Annotated in this window: 9 protein-coding genes and 1 pseudogene; 2 read left to right on the top strand and 8 right to left on the bottom strand. The window is 34.7% G+C overall.

Features of this window, described 5'->3' with window-relative positions; translation table 11 throughout:
- Positions 1 to 114: 114 nt before the first annotated feature.
- Together ACIQ7L_RS16665 and ACIQ7L_RS16670 are read right to left on the bottom strand one after the other, a co-directional pair.
- The gene (locus ACIQ7L_RS16665; RefSeq protein ID WP_400570614.1) at positions 115 to 783 is read right to left on the bottom strand and encodes an O-methyltransferase; all 669 of its coding nucleotides are present in this window, start codon (positions 781 to 783) and stop codon (positions 115 to 117) included.
- A 67-nt stretch (positions 784 to 850) separates the two neighbouring features.
- Positions 851 to 2,125: an MDR family MFS transporter gene (locus ACIQ7L_RS16670; protein ID WP_400570615.1), complete on the bottom strand. Its 1,275-nt coding sequence runs from the start codon at positions 2,123 to 2,125 to the stop codon at positions 851 to 853.
- Positions 2,126 to 2,263: 138 nt separating this feature from the next.
- Between ACIQ7L_RS16670 and ACIQ7L_RS16675 the strand changes: the two genes are divergently transcribed.
- Positions 2,264 to 3,991, top strand: coding sequence for an ABC transporter substrate-binding protein (locus ACIQ7L_RS16675; RefSeq protein ID WP_400570616.1), 1,728 nt, complete (start codon positions 2,264 to 2,266; stop codon positions 3,989 to 3,991).
- Between the two features lie 502 nt (positions 3,992 to 4,493).
- Here the strand turns inward: ACIQ7L_RS16675 and ACIQ7L_RS16680 are convergent.
- Complete coding sequence (locus ACIQ7L_RS16680; protein ID WP_400570617.1) at positions 4,494 to 7,277, bottom strand: dynamin family protein; 2,784 nt, start codon at positions 7,275 to 7,277, stop codon at positions 4,494 to 4,496.
- 605 nt (positions 7,278 to 7,882) lie between these two features.
- On the opposite strand from ACIQ7L_RS16680, the pseudogene ACIQ7L_RS16685 reads away from it, so the two are divergent.
- A pseudogene (locus ACIQ7L_RS16685) lies at positions 7,883 to 7,969 on the top strand (DNA alkylation repair protein); the annotation flags it as partial.
- Between the two features lie 393 nt (positions 7,970 to 8,362).
- Here the strand turns inward: ACIQ7L_RS16685 and mutL are convergent.
- The 5 genes from mutL to miaB all read right to left on the bottom strand — a co-directional run bounded on the left by mutL (position 8,363) and on the right by miaB (position 15,881).
- Positions 8,363 to 10,294 carry a DNA mismatch repair endonuclease MutL gene (mutL, locus tag ACIQ7L_RS16690; protein WP_400570618.1) on the bottom strand — a complete coding sequence of 644 codons (1,932 nt, stop codon included), beginning with the start codon at positions 10,292 to 10,294 and terminating at the stop codon, positions 8,363 to 8,365.
- An 8-nt stretch (positions 10,295 to 10,302) separates the two neighbouring features.
- Positions 10,303 to 12,975, bottom strand: coding sequence for a DNA mismatch repair protein MutS (gene mutS, locus ACIQ7L_RS16695; RefSeq protein ID WP_400570619.1), 2,673 nt, complete (start codon positions 12,973 to 12,975; stop codon positions 10,303 to 10,305).
- A gap of 180 nt (positions 12,976 to 13,155) precedes the next feature.
- Positions 13,156 to 13,698 carry an outer spore coat protein CotE gene (gene cotE / locus ACIQ7L_RS16700; RefSeq protein WP_400570620.1) on the bottom strand — a complete coding sequence of 181 codons (543 nt, stop codon included), beginning with the start codon at positions 13,696 to 13,698 and terminating at the stop codon, positions 13,156 to 13,158.
- 218 nt (positions 13,699 to 13,916) lie between these two features.
- Positions 13,917 to 14,348, bottom strand: a complete 432-nt coding sequence (locus tag ACIQ7L_RS16705) for a YlbF/YmcA family competence regulator (RefSeq protein ID WP_097895301.1) — start codon at positions 14,346 to 14,348, stop codon at positions 13,917 to 13,919.
- A 3-nt stretch (positions 14,349 to 14,351) separates the two neighbouring features.
- The gene (gene miaB, locus ACIQ7L_RS16710; protein WP_400570621.1) at positions 14,352 to 15,881 is read right to left on the bottom strand and encodes a tRNA (N6-isopentenyl adenosine(37)-C2)-methylthiotransferase MiaB; all 1,530 of its coding nucleotides are present in this window, start codon (positions 15,879 to 15,881) and stop codon (positions 14,352 to 14,354) included.
- Positions 15,882 to 16,056 lie beyond the last annotated feature (175 nt).

Below are 16,056 nucleotides of genomic sequence, written 5' to 3' on the forward strand. Positions count from 1 at the left end.
TATCGGGCTCAGGTTATTTATTTTCTTTTAAAATCGTTCATGGATGTATAGAGCAGCTTCACACATACTTCCCATGCATCATCTTCCTATCCATACATATTTTCCTTAATACGATCACAGTACTACACTTATAGTAAATCCATCATGCCCTTTGCTTCCTACAGTTTGTATTGCCGTAGAGGAAAGTCGCGGCTCAGATGCAAGAATATTGAAGAAATGACGAACCCCTTGAACACTAGAATCAGTACTAGAAACGTTTACTACCTCTCCCTTTCGGACTACATTATCCGCTATAATTACTGTACCCTTTCGAGATAATTTAAGTGCCCACTTTAAATATTCCGAGTTATTTTGTTTATCTGCATCAATGAAAATTAAATCAAATGGGCAGACTCCCTCACTATGTAATTTTGGCAACGTTTCAAGAGCAGGTCCAATTCTTACTTCTACTAAATTAGATAAACCTGCTCTCGCTATATTCAATTTTGCAACCTCGGCATGATGCACTTCTGATTCAAGAGTAATTAGATGGCCATCTGCTGGTAAAGCACGCGCTAGCCAAATGGTACTGTATCCTCCTAAAGTTCCAATTTCCAGTATTCTTTTAGCCCCTTGTATTAAAGCTAGCAAGTAAAGAAATTTTGCTTGATTTGGGGCTACTTCTATCGCAGGTAAGCCAGCCTTAATGTTCACTTCTAATGTTTTCTCAAGAATTGGGTCTTCAGGTAACAATTGATTTGTAATATATGTATCAATTTCCAGCCACTTTTTTAAATCTGCCACTATAAAAATCCCCTTTCATCCCTTTGAAAATGTATTCCCTACCATATTTCTCCTATCTAAAGTTACACTATTTGGCTTTAATTTTAGAAGATAAAATCACTTGCTCTTTTTGACGTTTTTTCACGATTGCAATCCGCGAACAAGCAATTCCAATACATGCAAAAATAATATAGAGTACTCCCATTCCAATTCCACCCAATACTTCGCCAATCATAATGCCAAGAACGCCAAATATTTTTCCAATTTGAAATACAAATCCATTAAAAGCCATATAAGCCCCTCGGCGTGAATCGTCTACAATTTCAGCAAGTAAAGATTGCCTTGTCGGAACGTACATCAATTCACCTATAGAAAATACTGCGACAGCAGAAAATAAAACAATAAAGTTATTTGAAAAGGCCAGTGCAGCGTATCCTAAGCCAAATAATAAAAATCCTATATACATAATCTTTTGCTCTGACTTATTGTTTAGCCATTTTGTAATTACAGCTGTAAATAAGATAATAAAAATCGTATTTTCGACTGTTAGTAAACTTAACAATTTCACCCCGCTGAGTGAAATTTCTATACCACCAAATAACGATACGACCTGTGCTTGAATTTCATTTTCCAACCTTATCGAGATAAAATGATTTCGTTGATACTCGATGGACAGTATAGCCACTCCTCCGATTGTAAACCATACAAAAGGAAGATCACGAATGACTGTTTGATAGCTTTGGATCATCGTTTTCAGCCCAAAAAGAGTCTCCGCGCCTCTCGATTGTGTAACAGAATATGTTTCCTGTATTAGCGCTATAGTCATCCATAAAGTCACTATAGAAATAGCTAACAAAGAAATTAACAGTTCAAAAAAATGTGATTCAAAAAACCAGCCTCCGATTATTAATCCAAGCATAATTGATAAATTGACAGCCCAATAGTTGATAGAGTACATCATGGTCCTGTTCTCTTTTGTACTGACATCTATCAACATTGCATCCGCTGCAGGGTTAACAAAACCAGTGGAGATACTTATAATCAGCAACATCAGAAAGGTAAGCCATGCGGATGTTAAAAATGGAGAATTTGCAAACATCATACCTGCAAATGCGAAAACCTTCATCCATTCTCCAATAACCATCATTTTCTTTCTGCCTACTGAATCCGCCAAATATCCACCGTACAAACTCGCGATAAATTGAACCGATACTTGTATCAATAATAATATCCCTGCATATGTCGGATTTAATTCTTTTGCGAAATAAATTGCCATAAAAGGAAATATCATTGAACCAATGACTCGGCTCATAAAAGATGTATAAATTCTTACTCGAATATTCGGATGCATATCCTTAAACAATTAAATTCACCTCCATATTCAGTATGCTTTGTTCAAAAGTGGAAAAAAAGGTTATAATTTAACCATAAATGTCCCCTTTAATATAAGTGTTGAGTATATAAGATAAACTGCTTCAAACAATATATGAGGAGTAATTACATGAAAAATCAAACCTATTTTCAAATGAGGGCTTATTTTTATTCAAGAGAAGAGAATCAATCCGTTACATTTAAACTTAAAGAACTAGAGAGTTTATGGTTTTGTACACAAAAAAATGTTAAGAGAAAGCTGCAGCAATTTGCAAATGAGAAAAAATTGATTTATATTCCCGGAAAAGGACGAGGCAATCCATCACAAATTGAATTTCATTGTTCATTCCAACAGGAAATAGAAGCTGAGGTACTAAAATTAATACAATATGATAAGCTAGAAGATGTTATTTTTTTATTACAGCTTCCCATTCCAAAAACTTGGATCACCAATGTATCTAAAGAAGTTCAAACCCTTTTTGGTATACATGTATCAGAACATACAAAAGACACATTAAGAACCATATATACTAGAAAATTAACTACACTTGACCCATTATATACATCCATTACCTTCGAAACGTTTTTAATTCATCAATTAGGTGATAGTTTAATAACTTATGATAAAGAAAACGACTCCCTTCAACCACATTTAGCTCACACCTGGGAAGGAGAGGCTGAGAATAAGATTTGGACTTTTCATTTAAGAAAGGGTGTACGATTTCATAACGGTCATGTATTGACAAGTGAAGATGTTAAATATACTTTTGAGCGTTTCCTTACAAGACCAACCTCACCTCATTATTGGTTTGTTGAAGATATAGAAGAAATTGCTTGCCTTTCTCCTTTTACTGTTTGTTTCAAGCTTAGGCGCTCTAATCCACTCTTTCCTAGATATATGAGTTCACTTAATCTTGCTATCTTACCAATAAATGAACCATTCGATGAAAATAAGTGGATCGGGACAGGCCCCTTCCGAATGAAAAAGCGGACTGATACAACGCTTGTCTTACAGGCGTTTGACGATTACTTTTTAGCTAGACCTTTATTGGATGAAATAGAAATTTATCGTATGTCTCCTGATACAACTAACTCAATGTCATATGAAATAAACAAAACAGAAACAAGTAATACACATCTGCACAAACAAAATATCGAGGTTGGATTCCATTTTTTAGCCTTCAATTTCAATCGGGATACTATAGTTCAAAATGCTTCATTTCGCGAGGCAATATATCATCTTATGGATACAAAAAAGTTATGGGCAGATTTAGGGCGCTCTAATCTTCAAGAATCATCAAGTTACTTTTTTTGGAGATCCAAACAACAGCCGAAAAGTCAAAGCTATGTAAAGACACTATTAAAAAAAGCAGGATATAATGGAGAATTACTTACTGTATACACGCTAAAAAAACAAAACTACATAGAGGATGCGGATTGGTTCAAAAAAGAAGCTACAAAAGTAGGTGTGCAAGTAGATATTAAAACCTTCACACTAGACGAATACTATGATCCATTTCTTGAAGACGCTGATTTATTATTCATGGGAGAAGCTGCTTCAACAGATTATCATTTATCTTTTATTGGTACATTTTTAAATAAAGCATCTATCTTTAATCGCTTTTTTTCCTTAGCACAACTAGTCCATTTAAATATTTACTTTGAAAATATTAAGCATGCAGAGACTAGCGTTGATAGAGAATTTTGGATAGAAAAGGCTGAGAGCTATATACGAAAAGAAAACTTATTCCTATTTTTATACCACCCCATTAAAAACCGTACATTTCATCCAATGATTAAAGATATTCAATTTGAATCATTCGGCTATGTTGATTTTAGGAAGCTATGGATTAAATAATCATGCTATATATACATCAATTAAAAAACCGACATAAAAAAACTCTCTTTTGTAGGTGGGAGAGAGCATGTGGCCATACATAGAAGCGGTCAGGGCCTTTTTCTGCCACATGCGAAGTAAAAACAGAAAGAGCAAACGAGTGTAGATTACTTTTTATTCTGCATAACAGGGATTTAGATGTAGAAAAATTAAAATGGATTTATATAAGTTAGTTTATAATGCCCCGCTATATTCTAGTGTTATACAATATTACGGTTACATCTAATAATACTACTAAAAATTAGTATCCTTATTGTAAAAATAAACATCCCAACAAACGAAAAAGAAGCGATTTATTTTATCGCTTCTTTTTCTTCACCTAATATTTTCTCGAAATAACAGACAAGACAAGACAAGACAAGACAAGACAAGACAAGACAAGACAAGACAATCTATTATTGCATGTCCATTCAATCTTTCCTACTCACTACTTATTTTCATTTCAGTAAAGGTAATTTTACGTTTACTCTATATTTGTTTCTAAAGTTAAATCTGTATAGGAATTATCCTCACCTATATTTAAGATTACTTCACATTGACGTAATCTCAATTCAAAGAGCGTTATAGAATCATGATAAACTTCAGGATTTGATTTCATTTTATGCAGTGTATCTTGTTTTTCTTGTATTTCTAAATGAGTGTTTTCTACAGCTTGTTCCAACGCGCCAAATGGATTTCTAAAGAACATATTAATATCCCGCTCTTGTGCATTTTCAAATAGCTCAAATTGCAAGAAAAATTTGTTCATAATAGAAGCCGTTACATCGGTATAATCTTCATTTTCTAAATACTGTTTGTATTTGTTATATAGCATAGCTTTATTTTTAGGAAGAACTCCAAATAATTTACCGGCACTTTTTAGTAAAAATTGTGCTGGTGTAAATCGGCGGAAGATATTTACTTCTTCCATTTGTATTCTAGTTGTCATTCTATCAATATCTCTGCGCCAGTCATCAAGCACTTTAAAGTCACATTCTAACTGTATTCGATTTTCTCCACATAAAGAATTAAGTCCTTCACTGATTTCTTCTAAGTACAATTGACTTTGAAGGAACTCGTTATTAGAAGTTGCAATCCAATTTTGCATAGAGCGAGCAAGATTAGGTAACACAGTTTGTTCTAGATATTTTTGAACCCTTTCATTCATCGCTGTATTTAGTTCAATATCAATGTGCCCAAAATCGCTTTCTTCACTAATTAAATCAGAACAACTCTGCAATAGTTTCGGAATATGTTCTGTAAGATCATTAGTAATTTCGTTTTTCATTGTACGATATGATTCTGTAATTAAATGAATTTTTTCCTTCTCAAAAGCAGTAAGGTTATTAATACAACCATCTAGTTTAACTAACATATCTTCATTCCAATTAATAGAATCCACTAGGTTGTTTTCCATCTCGACGCGTTTATCCAAAAGATATGTAATTGTTTTTCGAATGAAAAACAATAGCTTTTCAGTACGTTCTGCATCGATATTTTTATGGTTAAAGTTAAAATGAATAAACTCAGTTAAATCGTTTAGTTGTTGACTATTTGTATATAACGAAGAGTAAGGGAAAATTCTCGCATGCGGGAAATATGCGTTTATTCTCGCTTGCGCATCATGTATAACTCTTTTTGCTTCTGCTTCACTGTAAATGTTATCGATTTTATTTAATAAGAAATGAATTTGTAGATTTGGTGTATGTTCTTGAATACTTAATAGAATGTCACGTTCTTTGTCAGTAAAAGGTGAATCCGCATTCAATACGAATAATAATTCGTCTACAGAATTTAGATATTCGAATGTCTCATCTCTAGTGTCGTTGTTCCTATTAAAGCTAGGTGTAACAACGAATGTAAGTTTATTTTCACTTAAAAATCTGCATGGTAATTTAAATTCAACACATGCTCTATCTCTATATGTTTGGCGGTGTAGAGACATCATGTTATGGTAATCAGAGAAATTCTCAGTTGTTGTAATTGCTGAATCTGTTATAGCGTTAATTACTGTATGAGCGTCATTTTTAAAGACAACTACATTTGAGATTGAGTTTTCTAATATATTTTCTCCTAGGATAGAGTTAATAAATGAAGCTTTTCCGTTTCCTGAAGTTCCAGTTACTAAAAGGCGATTTGTTCTTAAATCTGCAAGCTCGCCAACTAACCATCTAAATCGATGACCCATTTCTAAATCATGTTTTTGTGCCCACTGTGTAATAGATTCAAAAAGATGTAAACTATACTCTAAGCCATTCACATGATTAATAGAATATGACAGTAGGTTTTCCACATGTTTTATATTTGCTGAATCTATTGTGGAAGGGAAAATCTCATCCCATGCCAATACTGCTGCAGATGGAAATACAGAATGAGACGGATTGGCTACCTTTAACCAATTTGTTAAAAGATTTGGAATGATCTCGTGTAATTGTCTTAGCATATATTGACCTTGAATTAATTCAAAGTACGTTTCTTCGTAAAGAGAAGAAATTTTGTCCCATATATCAGACGAATGTATTTCGATATGTAAGAAAAATTCATTTATTGTTTTAAGCCATAATAAGTAATTTTGTTCATTTTTATAGCTATGCCAAAGTGATGAAACAATTTGCGTAAATTGTACTTGATCTACATTATTTAATGTAACTAATACTTTATAAAAATAGTCTGGTGAAATATTTTTAGTAAATCCTTTATCGATATATCCTTTTAGAACCTCAAACCATGGAAAGGATTCTGTTCGAATTAACTCATTCACAGCAAGCTCTACTGCACTGTCAAAATCTTGCTGTTCTTCATAAAAGGAACGTGCAATTGTTGTGACGTTTGGATAATCGGGATTTAAAGAAACCGCTTCTTTAATAACAGCAAAAGCTGAATCAAGATTATTTTGCTCGATGTAAAGAGACAGTAATTGCAGTACAATTTCGGTCATAAGTATTTTGTTATCAGTAGTAATGGAGGTATAAACATTTTCAGCAACTGATAATTGGTTAAGTTCGAAGTAAGCATCCGCAATATTTTTTTGTGCCCATGGTGCTAATTCATTACTGACTTTCTCCCATTTAAAAATAGCTGATTCAAAATCTTGATGGTGATAATAAAATTCACCTTGTGCAAAACGAATATAAGATCCATCGGAAATCTCATTTTTTTGTTCGTTTAAATAAGCTTCTCCAAGTACTTGAAGAGGTGGATGTGTTTCATTCTCCATTAGGAATGTTTCATAATATATCTTTTTTATTAATTGTTTTTCTAATCTCATTTTTTCCCCCACTATATCTTGGAAAAATACATTTTTCTCCATGTGTCAATACTTTTTTTGTATTTATGCTTTTTATTTTAACAAAGAATTTCTCTTGGAAAATTTCATTTTTCTTTCATTTTTTAAGTAAGATTGAATTTTAATGAGAAAAGTTTCAGGTTTTTTTCAATTTCCTTTCAGTTGCGAAACAACATTAGATGTTCCTAATAACTTAATACGAATATAATATTCTACATTAAGTTATTAGGAACATTCCATGTAGAGTTCATTATAAAAACAATGTATAGTGAATATGTATGCCATGTTGTAAACGCCAGAATAAATTTTACAGTTTTCGCTAATATGAACTTTACACTTTTAGCCACATTTGTCGCCCACTTTATTTGGAGAAGCAGGTATGATAGCCTTGAAGCCCTGGTTCTTTTAATACCAGGGCTTCAAGGCTGTTTATCATTCCTGTAGAGGCTCCATGTCAAGTGGGCTATGCGCAACCTAAAGTGTAAAAGGGAACTTAGCAGAAAGTGTAAAATTCACCTTGGCGATGACATCAATTTGCATGCTTTTTATTCCATATTTAGATACAATAAACTTGTTTAATAATTCCTTCATCTTGTTATATAAAATCCCCTGATTTAACATTAGGTTATTTGAAACATAATACACTCGATAATTTTACTTATAATAAAGCTTTGTAGAAGATTACTGAATCCTATCGTGTGGATAAAGAAACGAAAATAAAGAAAACAGTTTATGCCTATGATATTGATATGTCCTTCAATATGAATTGACACATAATATATCTTGCCTATTGCTGAAACTCGTAATATTAATAAGGAAATTAAAAAGAAGCGATTTATTTTATCGCTTCTTTTTCTTTATATAAAATTTTATCAAAATAACAAAAACGGAAACCTCTTATTGTATATTCATCCTACTTTACCTACTCGTTTTCATTTCAGTAGAGGTAATTTTCCCACGAGTCTAATTAAATTTTTCCCAGTCTAGTTAATTTTCCCTCGAACACACCGAAGTTGTTACAGAACCTTTTACACAGTAAAGAACTTTTTTATTTGTTGACACCTATCCTACATCACCCGCTTAAACATCTTCTCCAGTTCATACGTCGAATGGTGCACAAGTATAGGTCTACCGTGCGGACATGTGTAAGGATTTGTTGTTGTGCGCAGTTCTTCTAGCAATGCAAAAATTTGATCGTTCGTTAAATATTGATTTGCTTTAATTGATGCTTTACAGCTCATCATGATGGCTGCTTCTTCACGTAGTTTTTTAATATCAACTTTTTTTAGTTTGACGACTTGTTGCATTATTTCATCGATGATTTCTGTTTCTTTTCCTTTTGGAAACCATGTTGGGTGTGAACGAACAATAAAGGATTGATGACCGAATTGTTCTAGGAATAATCCCACCTTCTTTAACTCCTCTAATTGTTCTTCAACACGTAAAAATTCCGTAAGAGATAAATCAATACGATATGGTACAAGTAGTTCTTGGACTTCTTGTGCTACTTGTCCTACTTTATCACGGAAATATTCATAATTGATTCGCTCTTGCGCCGCATGCTGATCAATCATATATAACCCTTTATCATTTTGAGCGAAAATATAAGTTCCATGCATTTGTCCAATTGGATAAAGCGGTGGTAAATCGTTTCCGTTCATTTCGATTTCTTGGATTTCTTCTACTTCTTCTAATTCAAAATCCTCATCATTGCTGTCCCAGCCTTTTTCTTCTTGAAGAGACTCTTCAATGATTGGTTTAGACGGTTGCCAATTGTTTTCTTCTCTTACTATAGACTCAGGAGGTTGCCATTCTTGCTTTGGTGGTTGCCAAAGTAGATTTTGGTTTTGTGGTTTTGCTTGAACCTCTTCCTGTTTCTCATCCATCCCAGTCGGTAAGACGATATTTGGCATTGGTGGCTCTTTCGGCTTTGTATGTTCAAAGTGAAATTGTTCTTGCACACTTTCATCTTTTTCTTTTTTCTTCGTTACAACACCAGCATCTGGAATAAGCTGCACTTTTTTAAATGCATCTTGCAATGTTTTTTCAATGAGTTGTAAGAGTTCTTGTTCTTTACTAAAGCGCACTTCTAATTTCGCTGGATGAACGTTTACATCCACTAACATCGGATCCATTTCAATCGATAGAAACCCAATAGGATAGCGCCCAACTGGAAGCAATGTATGATATCCTTGCTGCACAGCTTTCATTAATACATAGTTCCGAACGTAACGGCCATTTACAATTGTGGACATGTAATTACGAGATGCCCTTGTTACTTCAGGTAACGTTACATAACCACGAATCGTAAAGTCTAATGATTCTGCTTCAATTGGAATCAGTTTTTTCGCAACTTGAATGCTGTAAATCGCTGCAAGTACCTGTCTAACATCACCATTTCCTGATGTATGAAGCAGTTTTTTCTCATTATGAAACAGTTTCAAAGATACTTCTGGATGCGACATCGCAATGCGATACACAATATCCGTAATATTCCCTAGCTCTGTATGAATTGTTTTCATATATTTAAGGCGTGCTGGTGTGTTAAAAAACAAGTTTTGAACAGTAATATCTGTTCCCTTTCGGCTCGCCGTCTTTTCTTGCTTAATAATGTCTCCGCCTTTAATAATGAGATGCGTACCTGGCGCATCCCCTGTACTTGTAATTAGCTCTAATTCACTAACAGATGCAATACTTGGCAATGCCTCACCACGGAAGCCAAGCGTCCGTATGCGAAACAAATCATTTTCATCTTTAATTTTACTGGTTGCATGTCGTTCAAAAGCAACGATGCAATCTTCTTCTGCAATGCCATCTCCATTATCGATGATGCGAATTTTCGATAATCCCGCTTCTTCTAAGTGGATTTCAATAGATGTACTATTCGCATCGATGGAATTTTCCACAAGTTCTTTTACAACTGAAGCAGGTCGTTCTACTACTTCCCCTGCAGCAATTAAGTTAGAGAGTTGATCATCGAGTTTGCGAATTTTCCCCATCTACTTACTCATCCTTTCTTTAACTTTTTCTGTAAACGATACAATTCATTTAATGCTTCTAGAGGCGTCATATCAAGTAAATCCATTTTTTTAATTTGCGTTAACACAGCTGTTTCTTTTTGATCAAGTATAGACTTGTCCTGTTTGTTCGCAGGCTGTTCTGCGGCAAAGAAAGATAGCTGTGATTCTTCCGCTTCTTCGTTCTTCTCTGGCATTGTTTCCACTTCTTCTTTTACAACGACTGGTTCTTGAACGATTTCTTCTTGGACTTTTACTTCTGCTCGTTTTGGAATGATGATTTCCTCTTGCCCTTCTAACTGCGCTAATACTTCTTTCGCACGAGCAATTAAGCTATCTGGAAGCTCCGCAAGCTGTGCAACATGAATCCCATAGCTTTTATCTGCTGCTCCGTCTTGAATTTTATGCAAGAAGACAACTTTTCCATTTTCTTCAATAGCTGAAACATGTACATTTTTCAGCTGTGCTAAACTTTCTTCTAACACTGTTAATTCATGATAGTGTGTTGAGAATAATGTTTTCGCTCCAATTTGGTCATGGATGTGTTCGATGATTGCTTGTGCAAGTGCCATACCGTCATACGTAGAAGTGCCTCGGCCAATTTCATCAAATAAAATTAAACTTCTTTCTGATGCATTTGCAATCGCATTTTTCGCTTCTAGCATTTCGACCATAAACGTACTTTGACCTGAAATTAAATCATCTGCTGCTCCAATTCTCGTAAAGATTTGATCAAAGACTGGTAACACCGCTTCTGTTGCTGGTACAAAGCAACCGATTTGTGACATAACAGTAATAAGTGCTAATTGGCGCATATACGTGCTTTTACCAGACATGTTTGGACCTGTAATTAAAAAGACATCCATATTTTCTGGCATCATACAATCGTTTGGAACATACAGCTTTCCATTTAATACTTTTTCTACAACAGGATGACGACCATCTTTAATAAAGATTTCACGCTTATCTGTTAAAACAGGTTTGACAAATTGTTCTTCTTCACTTACTGTAGCAAAACTTTGCAGTACATCTAATTCACTAATAACTTTTGCTAAATGTTGTAATTTAGGAATAAATACTTTTACTTCTTCACGCAGTGCAGTGAATAAATCATACTCTAGTTGCACAATTTTTTCTTCTGCCTCTAAAATCAATGTTTCTTTTTCTTTTAATTCATCTGTAATAAAACGCTCCGCATTTGCAAGCGTCTGTTTGCGCTCATAACGCCCTTCTGGAAGCGAAGCAAGGTTGGCTTTTGTCACTTCAATATAGTAGCCAAAAATACGGTTGTAGCCGATTTTTAACGATTTAATTCCTGTAATGTCACGTTCACGTTTTTCAAGCTCTGCAATCCATGTTTTCCCGTTTTTACTAACATAACGGTATTGGTCTAACTTATCATTATAACCGTCTTTTATAATATCGCCATCTTTTATAGAAAGCGGCGGATTTTCTTGAATACTTCTATCTAATAACTCCGTTAAACTTTCACATGGATCAGCACCTTGAATTAACCTTGCCGCATAAGAATTATCTAATAGACTAACCGCTTCTAAAATTGTTGGTATTTGCAGAAGGGAACGCTTTAATTGCAGTAAATCACGCGCATTGACACTACCATATGCAACTTTTCCTGCTAAGCGTTCTAAATCATACACTTCTTTTAGTTTTTCTTTCAAATCTTCACGCAAGAAATAGTCATTCACAAATGTTTCAACCATTTCTAAGCGTTCTTCAATTTTTTCTTTCTGTATAAGCGGACGCTCCATCCACTGTTTTAACATACGACCGCCCATAGCTGTTTTCGTTTTATCTAATAGCCATAATAACGAACCTGTCTTCTCTTTTGTTCGAAGCGTTTCTGTTAACTCTAAATTTCGTTTCGAATGTACATCCATTTTCATAAATTGATTTGTATAATAAATATCCACTGGCTGCAGGTGATCTAATGAACGTTTTTGCGTTCTTAGTACATAATTCAATAAGCGTCCCACTGCTGTAACTAATTTCGTTTGCGTTACATTTTTCACAAGATGCTCTAATCCTTCAGGAACTTTCGTTTCATCTTCGTAAGAAATTGTCATTTTTAATGTTTCTGTTAGCTTGTTTAGCTCATCTTTTGAAAATGCAGACTCGACAACTATTTCTTTTGAACCTGTTGCATAGACTTCTAGCAAGATATCTTCTACCGTACCTGTTAACAATGTTACCGTATTTTGTCCTGTTGTTAAGTCATTACACGCTAGCGCATAAGAACCATCTTCAAAGTGTGTTAATGCCGCTAAAAAGTTATTTTCTTTCTCGTCAATTGTACGCCCTTCCATCATCGTCCCTGGCGTAATTAATTGCACCACTTCACGGCGCACTACTCCCTTAGCTGTTTTCGGGTCTTCTACTTGCTCACAAATCGCTACTTTGTATCCTTTTTCAACGAGCTGTTCAATATAATTTTTCGCCGCATGATATGGAACTCCACACATTGGTATACGATCGCTACTACCACCATCTCGGCTTGTTAGTGTGATTTCAAGTTCATGTGCCGCCTTAACCGCATCCTCAAAAAACATCTCATAAAAATCGCCTAATCTAAAAAATAAAAAGGCATCTTGATAGTCTGCCTTGACCTTTAAATATTGTTGTATCATAGGGGTATACTGAGTCATCTGTTTCCTCCATACTTCATAAAAATGCGCTATATATTTATATGTTGCACTTCACGGATACTCTTATCTCCTCTTTTAGGAGTCTCTCTTCATTATAGCACATTTTCATCAGGAAAATTGTCCATTCAGTATCACTTATATAATATAAAAAGCTAGGAAGAAATTCTTCCTAGCCCTCCCTTACTCCTCTTCTGCATCTAAAATAAAGTTTGGATCTAATTCTTCAAATTCATCATCGCTAACCTCAAAATCACTATCGCCTTCTGGACATCCATCTGGGTTTATACTGACGCAAATTTTTGTTTCCCCAACTACTTCCGTTAGAAATTCACGCTCTACAGTTACAACAATTTTGTTACCATTCGGTGAAACAACCGCTTCTAAACAGTTCGGATGCTGAATAACACGAGCAATAATTTCGGAATCTTCACCAGAAAAATTTTTATCACGATAGCTGATGTTCACCTCATCTGTGTAGTTAATACGTTCTGTTACAACTTCCGTTTTCGTATTTTCATCAAACGAGTACCATGTATTCACATCGTAATACCCTTCAATTTCCACCATTTTCCCACTTCTTCTTGCCTCATATGTGTGATTAATTACCCAACATCCGAGAATACTTGTCGGTTCATTATTTGATTCACATGTATGCGTCGATTTTGTATACTTACGTCCTTTTCCAACTACTGCCTTTGTAATAATCTCTCTGAATTCGGACATTTAAAACCCTCCTCAATCGATATTCATTTAATCATATGCGTGACAATAGCGGAATGTGTCATTCTTTTTTGAAAAGAGTATGTATCATTACAAAGTGAAACTTTAATCAGTAGTGGAGTTCTTCACCTTCACTACTCATTTCACCTCACCAGTCAAGATTTTATGAGCAATATTAGCGGGATAAAAATAAAAAAAGAGATGTCTATAAGACATCTCTCTTAGCAACCGCAATTACCTTTTTTACTTTCTACTTCTGCACCAGTTTCTCCTTTTAATACATCTCCACCAGTCGAAATTAAAATTTCATCCGTTACGTTGTTAGAGATCGTGCTCGCTACAAGTTGCAATAAATCATTAACATATGTTTGTGAAGACTTGAATTCCTGTACAACCGGAATACTATCCAGTTTATCTTGAAGAGCATCAATTTCCGCTTCTACTTTTTTCAATGCTTCCCATTTCCCGTAATGCTGTAAGTTTACTGCTTGTTTTTGCAGTGCTTTTATTTCATCAATTGTACGCTTTACATTTTCATTCTTATGGATTTGTGCTTCTGCACGTTTAAAGAAATCCACTTCTTCTGTTTCAGCAATCATTTTCGCTAATTCTTTTGCTTGCTCAACAATTTCATCTTTTGTATATACTTTCATCTATTATTTCACCTCAATCGGCTCCTCAACTAATTCCCCGTTTAGAGACCAAGTTTTCGCTTCTGTTACTTTCACTTTTACAAGCTGACCGATTACAGATTTTGGAGCTACGAAGTTTACAAGTTTATTAGTACGTGTGTAACCTGCAAGTACTTCTGGATTATTCTTACTTTCTCCATCAGCCAATACTTCAACAATTTGTCCCTCATATCGTTTATTCTTTTTCATAGAATACTCATTTACTAATGCATTTAAACGCTGTAAACGTTCTTTTTTCACTTCCATCGGGACATTATCTTGCATTTTTGCAGCTGGTGTTCCTTCACGAGGTGAATAAATGAATGTAAATGCACTATCAAATTCTACTTCACGATATAAAGACATTGTTTCCTCAAATTGCTCGTCTGTTTCATTCGGGAAACCAACGATAATATCAGTTGTTAATACTGCATTCGGAATCGCTTTTTTAATTTTACGTACAAGTTCTAAATAATGCTCACGTGAGTATTTACGCGCCATAATTTTAAGCATATCTGTGCTACCAGATTGTACTGGTAAGTGGATATGTTCTACTAAATTACCACCTTTTCCAAGCACCTCAACTAGGTGGTCATCAAAATCACGCGGGTGACTTGTTGTAAAGCGAATACGCGCTATATCAATCTTACGAAGTTCATCCATTAAATCACCAAGACCATATTCAGTATCATCGAAATCTTTACCGTATGCGTTTACGTTTTGACCAAGTAATGTAATTTCTTTATAACCATTTGCGGCTAAATGGCGAACTTCATTAATGATATCTTCTGGGCGACGGCTTCGTTCTTTCCCGCGTGTATACGGTACGATACAATACGTACAGAATTTATCACATCCATACATAATGTTTACCCAAGCTTTAATATCACCACGGCGTACCTTCGGAAGGTTTTCAATTACATCTCCTTCTTTCGACCAAACTTCAACAACTGTCGCTTTAGAAAACATCGCATCTTTTAAAATATAAGGTAATCGATGAATATTATGTGTACCAAATACCATATCTACATATTGGTTTTTTTGCATAATTTTGGTTACAACAGATTCCTCTTGAGACATACAACCGCATACACCGATTAAAAGATCCGGATTTCGTTGTTTTAATGATTTTAAATGACCAAGCTCTCCGAATACTTTATTTTCAGCGTTTTCACGAATGGCACAAGTATTTAATAGAATTACATCTGCATCTTCCGTTGCAAATGTTGGTTCATATCCAAGCGCTGTAAAAATACCGGCCATTACTTCCGTATCATGCTCATTCATTTGACATCCGTAAGTACGGATATAAAACTTTCTTCCTGCACCAAAATTACGAAACTCTTCTAGCAGACCGAAATCACGATCAATTTTCACTTCTTCTTTCCCGCGCTTTTTCGCATCCTTTAAAGAAGGTGGCTGATATACACTTTCAAAGTATTTGCTATAATCTTTTTCTTCCTTTTTCGCAGAAGAATTTGCTTGTTGACTTGCTAATCGTTGTTGCTCGTTCATGGGTAATCTCCTTTCAACCTTAACTATACACTGTAGTCTATTCCAATAACGATCAGACCCATCTTAAAGATTAGAATAGTTTGAGAGATAACTTGCCCCTTTGAAACTCGAGTAATCGATCTAACCACCTATAAGAATGGAATCTTCCCGACACGAATAGACATTCCCTTTTTTA

Source organism: Bacillus sp. NPDC094106 (assembly GCF_044764345.1).
In the GTDB taxonomy this organism is placed as follows: domain Bacteria; phylum Bacillota; class Bacilli; order Bacillales; family Bacillaceae_G; genus Bacillus_A.